Below are 13669 nucleotides of genomic sequence, written 5' to 3'. Positions count from 1 at the left end.
CAAAATCGGTAACGTCAAACGGCCTCTTCCATTACCTTCCGAATTCGAACTAATGCACGTTGAATTAGTTCTTTCACTGACTCCTTGGAGATTCCCATGCGCTCGGCGATATCTTGGTAAGTTAAACCTTCAAAGCGATGAAATTTAAATGCTGTACCTGCTCTTGGCGGTAATCTCAGGATAGCTTGACAGACACGACGGCAATCCTGCATCCCTATAACCGTTCGCTCAGGTGTGATCACATCTGGAATATCTATCTCAGAACTAAGTGGCTCATGATATGCACGGCAGCGAGATTTCTGGTAGCGGCCATGGCTTACCAAAAGATTTTTCGCAATTGTGTAGATATAACTCCTTGGATTTCTAATATTCGTATTAGATTTCTTCATCTGAAAATGCAGATGCGCAAAAACTTCTTGCACCAGGTCATCCACATCAGAAATATTCACCCTGGAAGAAAAATATCGCCTCAACCCCAAACGATACTCCCCGACCCATGAAGCCATATCTTTTTGGCAGCTTTTGTTCATAGGCAAACAAGTATTTGGTCAATTGAAAGTGTGCCAACTGCCTAGAGCTTCATCACTAACTCGACTAGCGCTAAGCCGGTAATTAAAACTGGACGAACACCAAAAAAACTTATTTGAATTACCACAAAGCTTTCAGAGACTTATAAAATTATGACCATTAATTCACAAAACCAATCAAAAATGCAGACTGCTAGGTCAAAAACACACTTTAAAAGAATTCTCTCTGGAAAATTTTTCTTAAATTTATTTTGACTTATTCGGTTTCCAGAAAATTTAGAATAACTGCACCAAACTTATTGATAAACGCCTTCAATAAACTAAATGGTGAATAGAACGCCTATATGTTTCATAAGTGAACAATCTCTAGAATTACACGCCACAAGATTTCCAAGTTTAGCTAGCCTAAGAGGCATTGATCACTCATTGAGCGACCCCACAGCTAGCATCGCAAACCTTCATAAATTTGTAACTGGTACTAAAGAAAGCCTACAGCAGTTTATCCAAAGGACACTTGACTTTCCCCCGCATCATTCTAATAACATAGAAAAAGCCTCTCACCAGAAAAACAATTCCCCACTGGGCACTATAAAAACCAGCAGAAGAGTCAGAATTCTGTATGGCAGCTCAAACAAATCCAATACTTTGCCCTCTAGTTGCCTAATCGCCGTCCAATAAACGCCCTGGAACCAATCAAACTGGCACAAAAAGATCAAACATAAGCACCCCATATCAAACAAATTTAGGCTCATTAATTGAAATTTTCTTTTCTTTATATACTTTATTCGATAACCTCTGTGACTTTAGTGACAACTTTTAAATTCTTTACTTTTTCACAACCCTCGTATCGCAGTAAAAGAACTTGGAGAGTTGAACCGGAAAATATCCACTTAAAAAACAAATAGTGATTTTCTATTTTTTCAAGGAAAAATAATAAAATGGAGAGACTCCCTTAAACTATGTACTCCATTATTACAGCTTCAAGCCTACCTTCAGAGGTGCTGGGAAAGAACACAATAATGCCCTTACAGGTATGATGAACCATTTCGGATTACAGAAAGCAAGATTTTGCGGATGCGACTGGGGAGGTTTTGTCGTTGATGCTATGGTCCTACTCTATTCCGGGCGCCATGCTGGATTGACAAATATTGGTACTCCGCACAGTTATCACCCAAAGGAACTTCCAGCAATGGATTTGCCAATAAAAGAAATCACAGATAAACCAGATTATAGCCAGTTTTTACAACAGCCTGAAATTCCAGAAAATCTGCTCAATAACCATGTAGATAATTTCTTCTGTACATTTTTTCAAAAGAACTATCTGGCCAACAAAAATCTTTCCAAGATGCCAAATAACTCTTCAGAACGAAAAGTCGAACTTGCTCCGATGATAAGTTCCACAACCGGATAGCTAATTGGCTTGAGTTGACTTTTTCTATCACAGACAATCAAAGCAAGCAAATTAACAAGCAGGCAAGTTTGTATGAAAGGACTTAAAAGACTAACTCTTTTTTGGAGTTCAACAGTTGCTGGTCTCCTATTGACCTCCTCTCTCGGGCATGCGAAAGCAATAAATAATGAAAAGCCCTATACATTTACTACCTGGAGTAAAAAAACTGCAGATGGTTACAGAGGTTTTTTTAAGGTCCCGGAAAATCGCGCTATCAAAGATAGCCGCAACCTTTCAATTCAGTATATCCGCTTCCCTTCGACAGGTAAAAAGGCGGGTCCGCCTATTGTCTATCTGGCTGGGGGCCCCGGCGGATCCGGAATTATGGCAGTCAACTATCGCTATGAAATGTTTATGGCATTGCGGGAATACGGTGATGTCATTGCCCTGGACCAGCGCGGCACCGGGCATTCCAATGACCTGCCTAACTGCGAGTCTAAGCAGATAGTTCCACCGCTCATCTCCACCTCCGATTCGAAATATGTTGAACTGCATCAAAGTGCCCTTCTTGAATGCCTCTCTTTCTGGCGCGATCAAGGTGTTGATCTCGCAGCCTATAACACATTGGAAAGTGCTCGTGATCTAGAGGCTCTACGGCACCATTTGGGAGAAGAGAAAATTGTATTGTGGGGCACTTCTTACGGCAGCAATTTGGCACTAGCAGCCTTAAAGGAGATAGAGGGGTCTATTGATCGGATTATTCTTTCCAGTGCTGAGGGGCTAAACCAAACGATTAAGCTACCTTCCCGTACAGAATCCTATCTGGATCGCCTTCAAAAAGCCATCGATCAGCAGCCCGAAGCGAAGGCGATTTACCCAGATATTAAAGGCTTGATACATCGCGTCCATGCAAAGCTGGAAAAACAACCTCTAAAAATTCAGCTTCCGCAAAGGGATGGGAGTAAGCTGGAGACCCTATTACAACGCAGAGATATGCAACAAATAGCCTCTGCATTTATTGCAGACCCCAAAAGTGCAGCCCAACTGCTCGCTTTTTATCGTGCAATAGACTTGAGAGAGGTGCCGGCCTTCGACAAAGTTCCTTCCCGTTATTTTCCTGATGGGTTCCTACAGCCTGGAGCTCCCATTACCCTCAGACCGATGCCCACTGCTATGGATATTGCATCTGGTATCAATAAAGGACGCAAAGCCAAGGTGGCCGAACAAGCTAAAGCTAGCCTGCTGGGGGACTACTTAAACTTTTCATACCATTATGACGGCTTGGCGCCAGAGCTGGACTTGGGAAATCGCTTCCGGGCAAACCCGCAAAGTGATGTGCCCGTATTATTATTCAGCGGTACGCTAGATGGCAGAACTTATATTGAAAGCCAACACGAAGCCATTTCAGGTCTTTCAAATACAACCTTAGTAACCGTAAAAAATGCCGGTCACAACTTGTTTATGGCCTCCGATGAGGTTCAAGACACCATAAACTTATTTTTGGAGGGGCGCCCTATTGAAAAGACAACGATTACAGTGGATCTGCCCACTCTAGCTATAAAATAGAAGCTCTCTATAGGTTTTCGGTAGTGGCATTCTTGCCGCTACCTATCCACTACACAATATCTCGTATCCCCCACCCCCGCACATTAACCTTGCTATAGATGCAACTGGAGGCGGGGATGACCAATATCACCGACGAAGTTCATCGCGGCGCCATTTGTGACCTGCGAGCACTTCAGCAACCTGGATTGCAGACATTCAAGCAATATATTCGCGGTAGCTTGCCAGGACCTCCCTTTTGGCGCTTAACTGGCATGCAACCTATTGAGGCAGGGCTTGGAAAAGCTACCTATTCCATGCCTATTACACCTTGGTTAGCTGATGGTACCGGCATTTACTGGGGCGGTATCTATGCAATGTTCGCTGATGCTCCCCTGGCTTCCGCTATCTGGACTACCCTACCCGCAGGTAAAGTACTGAGCACTTCTGAACTGAACATGTGCTTTATCCGGCCAATTACCACTAGTACTCAGAACATTGTCGGCCGGGCAACGACGATTCACTCCGGTAGCCAGGTTGGCCTCTCCAGCCTGCAGATCAACGACCAAAATGGCAGGACTCTCGCTTATGGGAGTACCCGCTGCTTAATAGCAGACTTTCCAGTCAGCCCAGATCAAGAGCTTCCTCTACCAGACTTAGGGCCCACCGAGCCACCTGATCCTTATTTACGCCCTCCTCCTGAAACCTTCTTTTGTGATATGGCGCACTTTCCAGAACAAGTGCCCATTGAACTTCAGCGGTTGACGATCAATGAAGGGCGAATGCATCCAGTTTGGTTACTTACTGGCTATCGAGCAGTCGAGATAGAAAATGGGCGCTGTATCTCTACCATGCCTTCCTCCCCCTGGTTCTCTAATGGAACTTTATCCATTTATGGTGGGCTTCTGGCCTGGGCTGCAGACTTCACCATGGGCGGAGCTGTTTACTCCACTCTACCTGCCGGATCCATCTTCGCCACTCTAGATATGCATATTCGCTTTGCACGACCAGCAAAGCTCAACAGTGGGGATTTGATCTTAGAGTCCCAGGTACTTCACCGAGGCCGGCAGTTAAGGGTTTCATCCTGCAATATTGATACACCCAGCGGTAAGCGCGTGGCTATTGCCACTGGTTCCGCACTGGTTATCCCTGGCGGTGCTCAGATGCTTGCGGATGGCAAACAGCCAGATGAAATTATTGCCACCGCGACCTCAGGCAAACCTTGGACACCCTGAATAAAATTCCTTATCAATGCTAAGGCCAACTTCAGGTAAAATGCTCATCACCAACATTCAGGCAAAGCCTCTGAATATTTTTTGACCGAATAGTCGCCTATTGCGGCACCAATTCCAATGTAACTTTTGGGAAGCACACTATGGCCTCATTGCAAGACCAACTCCTGCAAGCAGGACTTGTTGACAAGAAGAAAGCCAAACAAGTTAGCAAGGAAAAGCGCAAACAGCAGAAAGTTGCTAAGAAGTCTGCGCAGCCCCAGATAGATGAAACCAAGCTGGCCGCACAAAAGACTCTCGCAGAGAAAGCTGCTCGAGATCGCGCCCTGAATGCCGAGCGAGATGCCGCTGCTCAACAGAAAGCTATCGCAGCCCAGATCAAGCAATTGGTGGAAACAAACCGCCAGCCCTACTCTGGAGAAACGGCTTACAATTTTACTTTCGACAAGAAGATCAAAACCATCTACGTCAGTGATGAACTACGCGATCACCTGATAGCCGGTCGCCTGGTGATTGTCGCCCAGGATGCGCGTTTTGATTTGGTGCCCAGGATAATCGCCGACAAGATTGCCGAGCGAAACACTGAGATTATCGTTAAACCTGCTGAAACATCAGCACCGGTAGATGAAGACGACCCCTATGCAGATTTCCAGATCCCCGATGACCTTATGTGGTAATTGGCAATGAAGCAAGATGTAGTCCAGGTAGTGGAGCAATGGCTCACCGATGTGGTGGTGGGCTTAAACCTCTGCCCTTTTGCGCGCAAACCTATGCGCGCAGGCCAGATACGCTACATAGCCAGTGAAAGCAAAAACGACCAGGCCCTGCTGGCCGATTTACATACAGAACTGCAACGACTCGACAGTACGCCAGAGAGTGAGCTCCTTACTACCCTGCTGATTATTCCCGATCATCTGCAAGACTTTGCCGACTACAATCAATTTCTCGATCAGGCCGAATGGCTACTGGAACGCTACAACTATGTAGGCACTTATCAGCTGGCCAGCTTCCATCCGGACTACCAATTTGCCGGAACAAATCCGAATGATGCTGAAAATCTCACTAACCGGGCCCCTTTTCCTATCCTTCATCTATTGCGTGAAGATAACCTGGAAAAAATGATCGAGCTTTACCCAAATCCAGAGAGCATTCCTGAAAATAATATTCTTCAGGTTGAATCACTGAATCAAGAAGAAAAGCTGCGACTCTTCCCCTACCTTTTCCGATAGCAAAATCTCAAGTGATGAAATCCCTGGAAGAACTACTGCGCTTGAACAAGCTGATCCGCCTGATCGGATTTGACGATGCCCCTTTCAAGAAAGAACGGGGCACGCCAGTAAAGGTTAGCGGCATCGTCTGTTCCAATACACGCTTCGAGGGAATGCTATGGGGAGAAGTGAAAAAAGATGGTATGGAGGCCACCCAGGTCATTGCTGAACTGTTAAAAAACAGTAAGTTTTATAGTCAAATAAACGTAATCCTTACGGATGGCCTTGCTGTCGGTGGTTTTAATATTATTGATTTACCTGAACTCTCAAAAACTATCGATCGCCCTTGTATTGCCGTTATGCGTAAGCTACCGGATATGGCAGCCATAGACCGCGCCCTTCAAAACTTCCCCGATTACCGGCTCCGCAAAGAGACGTTGTTAAAAGCCGGCGAAATCCACTCACTCAGGAATTTTTATTTCCAGGTACAGGGCTGCAACCCCGATATCGCTGCTCAGGTACTGGAGCAGGCAACGGATAATGGCAACGTGCCCGAAGCACTGCGGTTAGCACATATGATCGGTGCCGCGGTAATAACGGGACAAAGCGGTAAACGGGCATAGAATAATAGTGAAGGCTGAATTTACACCTGCCCTTTTTATGCATAATAAAAGCAAGGGGGTTCAAGGAATTAACTCACCACCTGCTGGGCAAATATCGCAAAAAATCCTAAACCTAAAGAAGTAAGTTCACACAGCGCCAATAAAACGCATAGGACTAGGCCTGGCTATGCTAGAGGGGGTGTAGACCTCCAATAACGAAAAGAAAACGGCAGGCTGTGACTAGAACTACAAACCACCTGGCTCAGGGCGCCAGCTGCCCGAGGCTGACGAGATAAATAAGAATCATTAAGAAAGACGCATATTCGACCGTATTGGCATGGGCTCTCACCCAATTATGTAAAGTGTTATCCAGCTCAAAGGAATGCCCCATCTTTTACTTACTATGCCCTATAGCGACAAGAGTCCTAAGGAAAAGCGATAATGCGACTAGAAATCCAATACATAACTAGTACACATTCATAAAAATTTCCTCTCTAATCGGCCTGACAATTACTTAGCAATATATCGAGTCGACTAATTGGTATAATAAAAAACCAAATTAAATCCTGGCAATTCCTTGAACTTCTTTCAAAAGCTGATAATTCGGTAAAAAACCTTAATATAAGCAAACAGTTATAGAGGGAAAATTATTGCAGAATTTCCTCCAGCAGTTCCACCCGAATAGTTGTGTCGTCAGTAATCAGCTCACTCCATATCCAGTTATGGTGGGCTATTACAGTTTGTGCCTTAAGGTGTGGACGATCTTTCAAGGTATGACAATCAGAAGCTACTAAGATATTGATCTTATGGCTCACAGCAGACCTAATAGTGGTATCTACACAAAAATCCGTCGCCCATCCGCTGACAATCAGACGATTTACATTAAGCTTTTCCAAGGTGTGCTTTAGATCTGTCTGATAAAAAGCATCATTGGTTTTTTTTCTAATTACAAGATCACTTTCACTTTTTATCAGATCATCCAGCAGTGCCCAGCCCGTAGATCCGGGCAGGAGTCCCTCTTCTTCAAGCCCATCATGCTGTATAAATATTACACCTCCATCTCGCTCCCTAACCCAGGCAGCGAGCCTGTTTATGCGGGCTATGGTACCGTCTACATCAAACTGATTACGCTCCGCAAAGGAAGCTTCCTGCATATCAATAATCAGCAAAACATCCATAAGTTCACTCTGTTACTCACCCACATAGGCAGAGGCGATTGATTCATATCTTGCACCCTGCCGCAATTCATCGGCAGGCATTAGGAGCCTTCAAGTACGACTTGGTATTAAAGGATAACAGCGCTGTCCCTGGACTTATCAGCAAAAAGTGCCACAAGGGAAAACTGGGAAAATCCCTGGTCCGTAGATAGATATTCCTTACACCAAAACCTCAGGTTCTCCGTAAATGCCTCCGATGGCTCCAGCGCAAGGAAATGACACCGCACGACAATATCAGAATCCTTCTTCCTGCTATCGTCAGTAATAGAGATTGTCAATGTAGAAGAAGCACTTTCCCAGCGAATCAGGAAGTAGAGGGAAGAGTCATTGATACTCTCATTGAGCTTGGATACGGCCATACCCAAGGTCTCGGTTAAGTCCTGGTATACATCACTATCTGTAATAGCATTGCTCTTCGCATGGTACAGCTGGTATTCCGCACCGTCATCACTGACCAAATCAAGCAGGCCTGATGATCGACCCAACTTCCACTCTAAGCCCATAATTCCTCCAGATAGATACAGTTTAAGAAGCCGGGTATTTTACGGATTCCTCAACCAATCCACACCTGTTGAAATCAAGGTTAGTACAGGTGCACATTTTCCATACAGGTAGATGGCTGGTTAGCCGGCTTCTTAGGCAAGGCTTAGGAGTAAAGAACCTCCAAGCCTTCCAGAACAGCATTTATTTGGCGCTGGGCCGTTGGGATACGCGCATAGTGATATCTGCATGGAAAACTTCTTCCCCGTTCTGGTCGAAAACCCCGACTGGCATGATTACATCACCCGCATCAATAGATTCAAACTCAGGGTACTCACATACGGCTCTCAAGTTAGTTTTAGCCATCTTCAAGTACTTAACCTCCATCCCTACAGGTATCCAACGAAATCGTCGATCAAGGGATACATCAAGACAAACGCCACCAGCTAGCTCGGCGGCATTACACATGGCAATAGCATGTACAGTTCCAATATGATTAGTAACACTCCAGCGCTTTTTTAAGAGCACTTCGACATGTCCTGGGGACACTTCGGCAAAGCATGGCTTGATAGACCTGAAATATGGAGCCTTGAAGGCCACTACTTTAGAAACTGCCCAGCGCCCGAGTGCCGAGCTTCCAAACTTTTTCCACAATTGCAACACGGGGCTTTTCGAAGATTGATAGTCCATCTTGCCTCACTATCTAAATCATTGGTTGACGAACTTCCTCATAGGCATCCGTCGTTGCCCGCAACTATACATGATCAAAGGGTTACGCCAGATAATCAGATCTATCAGGTTTATTGACCAGCCTAACTATCGGAGAACAATACAGCCGAAGATCTGCACAAAGAATAAGAAATACCGGATATCTTCCGGTAATAGCTATTAGTATAAGCGAAAGCCTCTTTCCATCTGTGATGGTTATAAGTTTAAAAAAGAGACAAGAAGATAATTTGGCATCAATGTCTGCGGAGTCCCTTAATAAACACATGTTAATCTGGCAATCAGATCTAGCGAGTGGTCACAAAAAAATAGCAGCTTTCGGGGGAAATAAACTTCTATTTTTACTCATAACCAAGTGGCAGATGCCACATTATGGGTATTTTTGTTTCATACGCCTATAAAAGGAAAATAAACATGGCAATCTTACCGGCAACCGCATTCAATCAACTGCAAGCAAATACATCAACTTTTCTGAAAACCTACCCAGTTAGAATTTATGGTGATCCTGGAGCATCAGGAATAACTCAATACTGCATCGGCAATGGCGGAAATTCATATCGTCCTGGAACCATTCTGGGAACACACAATATGCACTCAACTGAATCTTTCCACATAAGGGGTAATGCTTTTTATCTTGCGACAAATCCACACCTGTTTTTTACACACTCCATACATATGGATGTCGGTGCGGCAAACCTGGGTTTTTATCGTTTACCCAGCGCAACTGGGCCCTCAATGATGGTAACCGGCCAACTATCTGCCTGCTCTTTTGTCATCCGCCCAGTCATAGGCAGTACTGCCCTTGATGTTGCTCATGTACAACCTGCGGCTGTTAATGGCGATACCCTTCGCAACAATCTAGCAGCTACTTACGGGACAGCCTTTGTTTATGGCACCAGCAATCAACGGGGGTTTTACAATGGGGCAAATCGTACCGTTTCAGTTATTGGCATACGTACAGGTACTAGCTGGAAAATATACGCGCAGAAACATGACAGAACCACGGGGGATTATCGCATTCTCAGTGTGTACGAGATCTACCCGACACATCAAAAACTTTAATGACTACAAATACTAAAAAAAGAGTCTTAAAGAAATTTCAACTGAGGACTCAGCCCGTATCATTAAAGACAGCCATATTGTATAAACAATCAACACTTTCACCTGAGAATTTACGTAATAAAGCGCCCGAAATAATATTAGTTATTTAAAGTATCCAAAAACTATAAATCTTTTCTTCATGTTTCCTTATATGAGATCCACCGCATAGATTGACCGCTTACACCGAGCCAATTGATTATCTTCATAGAAACGCATTAAAACTGTCATTTCTCGCCAGCATACTTACGCCCGCTCGCCTTTGGGCTTCCACAGGCGCTCTCTATAAGACATAAAAACCATATCAGGAGCTGTCGTGAAGAAAATTATCACCACCGGCCTAGTCCTCGCGGCCTTAAGTGCATCCTCTACCCAAGCATTCCAACAGATCACCCATAAGCGCATTGCAATTGACGCTGTTTCCTATATGCGCAACAACCCAGAGACTACCGAATACAATAAACTCAAAGCTTGGGTAAATGCGGCCGGATTTAGTGTAGATGAGTTTGCGGAGGTACTTGGCCAGGGCGCTTATGATGTTGACGACTTCAAAGATACTTACCTGTGCGGGGCAATCACTGGTGACTGTGTCTACGCTCCAGTGTTTAACGCCGGAGCCTCACTAGTAGGTTACACAAGCTATTGGCATTTCCAAAATCATACCCGCGGTTCAGATGTTCACGGGAACGATCTCGGCGGCTACAACTACGACCTGCTTACCGTATGGGACAGCATTGATAATATGGCAGCTACCTGGCTGGTTGGCGACTATCTGGATGATGGTAATGGGGGAATGACCGGTTGGTGGTCAGCCGATGACTCAGAATACAATACCTATGGTATTACTGAAGCCAACTATCGCCAGGGTAGCCATTCCTCCAAATCGATGTATGACGACTTTGAGGAGATCCCCTTTCAACCTATCGACAACCTCGGCCAGTACTGGTACAGCCAATTCCTTGCCCAACCAACCGCACAAACTCTCGGCTTTGTAATGCATACCACTGACCTGCTTCAGCCACACCATGTGTGGACCACCTCAGGACTCAACCACAGCGGTTGGGAGGGCTGGGTTGCAGATTACTACGATAGCGAAAACCTCAATGACGAAGCACTGGTTGCTCAGGCCATGTCTAACTTTACTGCTATAGGGCAAAGCAGCGATGATATTCGCCCCTTACTGACTCAAGGCGGCGCCCTCGCCTATGCCAATGGTGGTATTGTTTTATCCAGTACCGATCATAACGACAGGCTGCAAGTGGCCAAAACGGTCGTGCCTCATGCCATTGCAATGGTGGTTCATATCCTCAATCACGCTGCTCAAAAAGTCAGTGAATAACAACAAGAATTAAGCGCTCACCACTGGCGCCCGCAGCCAGTGGTCTAAGGATATTCTGATGAGAGTTATCTGGGTATTGGCCGCCGTACTGATAGTGACCACTCTGGCTTTCGCGGACTCACTTGCAACGCTACCAGATAGTGTTGCAGCAAGAGTTAATGGCGAAGATATATCTCTAGCGGCATTAGACGTATTTGTAAAAGCAGCACGTCGCCACGATAAAGAAGCCAACAGGCGGTCAGTTCTCAAAGGGCTTCTAGAAAGCCATCTACTAGCCACGATGAACACCACGAAGTCTGTAATAGATAACCACAACACTGTAGGCTACGACTACCATACGCAGGTTGAGCAACAGCTCTTCAAACTGATTCGCAGCGCTTACCAGACCCCGCTTGAAAAGACCATGCAATCTGCAAACGTAAACAGCAGTCTGGATTTTCTAACAGCTCCTCTGACACTTAATATCAACAAACTCAAACCAATTCTTCAGTTACAGCAAAAGCTCTATAGCTCCATGACAACTGACCAACGGAATTCAGCGGAGCAGCTAGTGATTGCTCGCTACAAGTTCAGAGATACACAAGCTGAACAAGTATTGACTTTATGGGACTTATATCGTCGCCAGAATATTCAGCTTAAGGTACAGATGCACAGCTTGAATTTGGAATTCATCCGCGAGGCCATAAAGCAACAGCTCACTAGCGCCTATGTGTTAGATTGGTTTGAAATCGGCTCATCCTTGGACCAGGTATCCCGCGCAACCGTCAAACAGTGTATAGAATATGCCCTACAACGTGAACTTCTATTACAAAATATGGGATTGATTCATGATATTCACGATGAAAACCCACATCTCCAAGCTCTCGTAAAATCTGTGACAAAGAAAGAAGTCCATCAGTACTATAAAAAACACAAAGAGAACTTCAAGCGTATTGAAAAGGTTCACGCCTATCATATCCGCCTGGAATCACAAGAAAAGGCCGATCTTGTCTATAAGGAAATCAAAGCCGGCCTGCCCTTTCATAAAGCAATTCAGAAATACTCTAACGCAACAGACCGTAACTCCAACGGCAGCCTGGGGTGGATTGATCGAGAAAACCATCGCGATCACTGGACACTCGCCATGGCATTTAGCCTCCCTGAAAATACAGTCTCAAAACCCTTTCGCAGCCCCCAAAAAGCCGGGGATGTGCACTGGGAAATACTCTGGATAGACCAGCGGGAAATTAGCTATCAGCCAATCGAGAGCGATTCGGTGCACTATAGAGCCACTAATGCTATTGCTCAGAAAAAACTCCAAGAAAAATTTTATACACTGATATCGCTGGCTAAAAAGAATGCATCCATACAATTAAATCAGAGGTTGCTGTCTTGCGAATCTTGCTAATTGTGGTCGCTCTAACATTAGTTGGACTGATCATTACTGCAGTGGCTCTAAATGATCAAAGCATAGCTTTGGATGGGATAGTCGATAGGGACAAACCTAAACCAAATTTCCCTTATTCCACCCAAGCTCACCAACCTTCAACAAAAACCGTAGTTACTCAGTATTCAGAACTCAATGTAAATAATGACTTCGCATTCTCTTCAAACCCAAAAAGCGTAGCTGTGCAATCATTAGCAGAGACTATGAAAACTGGCGATCCACGTACACCTCCACTTGCCCCTAAAAATAATCCACGCACAAAGCCAAGCACTGAAGAACTTGTATCTCGCGATCTCTACCGAGAGTTTGAAGCTCGGCAGGAACAGGCCATATATGCCTCTTTTGCCGCAGCTGCGAAGCATAAAATTACGGAGCTAGAACAACAAATTGAACTAGGGAAGCAGTATGGTATAAACCGGGAACAACTCTACGAGGCGACTCAAAAACTGGATTCGCTGCGAAAACAAAGAGAAATTATTCTCAGGGATCACCTGGAAGTCGATACCGAATCCCCCAAAAAGTAATAGCTATAAAAGTCAGATTTAGACCCTATACGCCTTTATAACTTTTCAGTCTATATTCAAATAAGTCAATAAATTTTCGCAAATGGAAGCTTATAACACTATCATTTTCGGTGTTTTAAACCTGAGTGGCGCCAAGCCAGGTAGGAAGGATAATTGTGAAAGCGGCCCTCCTTCTCTTATTAAGCTTATTCTCCACTTACTCCCTGGCATCCTCTGTCAGGGTCCAATTAATGGACTGGGATAGCATTTGTAAAGTGCAAGTAACTGGTGGAAAGAACCCTTCATTCACAAATTTCCAAACCTACAAAAATGTAAGACGGGGCTGGGAGATTGAGCGCCCCTACCAAATTTGCTACCG

14 protein-coding genes are annotated in these 13669 nt (G+C 44.9%); 10 read left to right on the top strand and 4 right to left on the bottom strand.

Translation table 11 applies throughout. The features are described from left to right. Positions 1-14 precede the first annotated feature (14 nt). Entirely contained in the window at positions 15-530 is a 516-nt protein-coding gene (locus tag ABWV76_RS16125) for a sigma-70 family RNA polymerase sigma factor (RefSeq protein ID WP_083922726.1), read from the bottom strand. A gap of 1030 nt (positions 531-1560) precedes the next feature. On the opposite strand from ABWV76_RS16125, the gene ABWV76_RS16120 reads away from it, so the two are divergent. The 6 genes from ABWV76_RS16120 (at position 1561) to ABWV76_RS16095 (ending at position 6522) form a co-directional block, all read left to right on the top strand. Continuing rightward, positions 1561-1938, top strand: a complete 378-nt coding sequence (locus tag ABWV76_RS16120; RefSeq protein ID WP_353376590.1) for a hypothetical protein — start codon at positions 1561-1563, stop codon at positions 1936-1938. A gap of 72 nt (positions 1939-2010) precedes the next feature. Then, positions 2011-3483 carry an alpha/beta hydrolase gene (locus ABWV76_RS16115; protein ID WP_353376588.1) on the top strand — a complete coding sequence of 491 codons (1473 nt, stop codon included), beginning with the start codon at positions 2011-2013 and terminating at the stop codon, positions 3481-3483. 116 nt (positions 3484-3599) lie between these two features. Further along, positions 3600-4694 (top strand): PaaI family thioesterase, encoded by a 1095-nt coding sequence (locus tag ABWV76_RS16110; RefSeq protein WP_020413421.1) that lies wholly within the window; start codon positions 3600-3602, stop codon positions 4692-4694. A 140-nt stretch (positions 4695-4834) separates the two neighbouring features. Next, complete coding sequence (locus tag ABWV76_RS16105; RefSeq protein ID WP_020413422.1) at positions 4835-5368, top strand: DUF2058 domain-containing protein; 534 nt, start codon at positions 4835-4837, stop codon at positions 5366-5368. Between the two features lie 6 nt (positions 5369-5374). Then, positions 5375-5920, top strand: a complete 546-nt coding sequence (locus ABWV76_RS16100; RefSeq protein ID WP_020413423.1) for a DUF1415 domain-containing protein — start codon at positions 5375-5377, stop codon at positions 5918-5920. A 14-nt stretch (positions 5921-5934) separates the two neighbouring features. Then, on the top strand, positions 5935-6522 hold the full coding sequence (locus tag ABWV76_RS16095) for an endonuclease dU (protein WP_353376753.1): 588 nt from the start codon (positions 5935-5937) through the stop codon (positions 6520-6522). A gap of 626 nt (positions 6523-7148) precedes the next feature. On the opposite strand, the gene ABWV76_RS16090 is transcribed toward ABWV76_RS16095, so the two are convergent. From ABWV76_RS16090 to ABWV76_RS16080, 3 genes are all read right to left on the bottom strand, one after another. Then, a complete protein-coding gene (locus tag ABWV76_RS16090) occupies positions 7149-7679 on the bottom strand; it encodes an isochorismatase family protein (RefSeq protein WP_353376585.1) in 531 nt (176 codons plus the stop codon). Between the two features lie 107 nt (positions 7680-7786). Then, positions 7787-8221 (bottom strand): hypothetical protein, encoded by a 435-nt coding sequence (locus ABWV76_RS16085; RefSeq protein ID WP_020413427.1) that lies wholly within the window; start codon positions 8219-8221, stop codon positions 7787-7789. 181 nt (positions 8222-8402) lie between these two features. Next, positions 8403-8888, bottom strand: a complete 486-nt coding sequence (locus ABWV76_RS16080; RefSeq protein WP_282952908.1) for a hotdog fold domain-containing protein — start codon at positions 8886-8888, stop codon at positions 8403-8405. A 450-nt stretch (positions 8889-9338) separates the two neighbouring features. Between ABWV76_RS16080 and ABWV76_RS16075 the strand changes: the two genes are divergently transcribed. The 4 genes from ABWV76_RS16075 to ABWV76_RS16060 all read left to right on the top strand — a co-directional run bounded on the left by ABWV76_RS16075 (position 9339) and on the right by ABWV76_RS16060 (position 13311). Beyond that, positions 9339-9986 (top strand): hypothetical protein, encoded by a 648-nt coding sequence (locus tag ABWV76_RS16075; protein WP_020413430.1) that lies wholly within the window; start codon positions 9339-9341, stop codon positions 9984-9986. Positions 9987-10338: 352 nt separating this feature from the next. Continuing rightward, entirely contained in the window at positions 10339-11361 is a 1023-nt protein-coding gene (locus ABWV76_RS16070) for a phospholipase C/P1 nuclease family protein (RefSeq protein WP_020413431.1), read from the top strand. A 94-nt stretch (positions 11362-11455) separates the two neighbouring features. Beyond that, on the top strand, positions 11456-12748 hold the full coding sequence (locus ABWV76_RS16065) for a peptidylprolyl isomerase (protein WP_353376584.1): 1293 nt from the start codon (positions 11456-11458) through the stop codon (positions 12746-12748). Next, positions 12733-13311: a hypothetical protein gene (locus ABWV76_RS16060; RefSeq protein ID WP_353376583.1), complete on the top strand. Its 579-nt coding sequence runs from the start codon at positions 12733-12735 to the stop codon at positions 13309-13311. The genes ABWV76_RS16065 and ABWV76_RS16060 overlap by 16 nt, the downstream gene beginning before the upstream one ends. Positions 13312-13669 lie beyond the last annotated feature (358 nt).

The sequence above is a fragment of the Microbulbifer sp. NBRC 101763 genome (assembly GCF_040371615.1).
GTDB classification, from domain to species: domain Bacteria; phylum Pseudomonadota; class Gammaproteobacteria; order Pseudomonadales; family Cellvibrionaceae; genus Microbulbifer; species Microbulbifer variabilis.
Note: the sequence above shows the minus strand (reverse complement) of the source record. Positions and strands in the feature narration are given on the sequence as shown.

What these genes read in the sequence shown, in the direction of transcription:
- ABWV76_RS16125 (WP_083922726.1), bottom strand. Translation starts at nt 530, where the DNA reads ATGAACAAAAGCTGCCAAAAAGATATGGCTTCATGGGTCGGGGAGTAT.
- ABWV76_RS16120 (WP_353376590.1), top strand. Translation starts at nt 1,561, where the DNA reads ATGATGAACCATTTCGGATTACAGAAAGCAAGATTTTGCGGATGCGAC.
- ABWV76_RS16115 (WP_353376588.1), top strand. Translation starts at nt 2,011, where the DNA reads ATGAAAGGACTTAAAAGACTAACTCTTTTTTGGAGTTCAACAGTTGCT.
- ABWV76_RS16110 (WP_020413421.1), top strand. Translation starts at nt 3,600, where the DNA reads ATGACCAATATCACCGACGAAGTTCATCGCGGCGCCATTTGTGACCTG.
- ABWV76_RS16105 (WP_020413422.1), top strand. Translation starts at nt 4,835, where the DNA reads ATGGCCTCATTGCAAGACCAACTCCTGCAAGCAGGACTTGTTGACAAG.
- ABWV76_RS16100 (WP_020413423.1), top strand. Translation starts at nt 5,375, where the DNA reads ATGAAGCAAGATGTAGTCCAGGTAGTGGAGCAATGGCTCACCGATGTG.
- ABWV76_RS16095 (WP_353376753.1), top strand. Translation starts at nt 5,935, where the DNA reads ATGAAATCCCTGGAAGAACTACTGCGCTTGAACAAGCTGATCCGCCTG.
- ABWV76_RS16090 (WP_353376585.1), bottom strand. Translation starts at nt 7,679, where the DNA reads ATGGATGTTTTGCTGATTATTGATATGCAGGAAGCTTCCTTTGCGGAG.
- ABWV76_RS16085 (WP_020413427.1), bottom strand. Translation starts at nt 8,221, where the DNA reads ATGGGCTTAGAGTGGAAGTTGGGTCGATCATCAGGCCTGCTTGATTTG.
- ABWV76_RS16080 (WP_282952908.1), bottom strand. Translation starts at nt 8,888, where the DNA reads ATGGACTATCAATCTTCGAAAAGCCCCGTGTTGCAATTGTGGAAAAAG.
- ABWV76_RS16075 (WP_020413430.1), top strand. Translation starts at nt 9,339, where the DNA reads ATGGCAATCTTACCGGCAACCGCATTCAATCAACTGCAAGCAAATACA.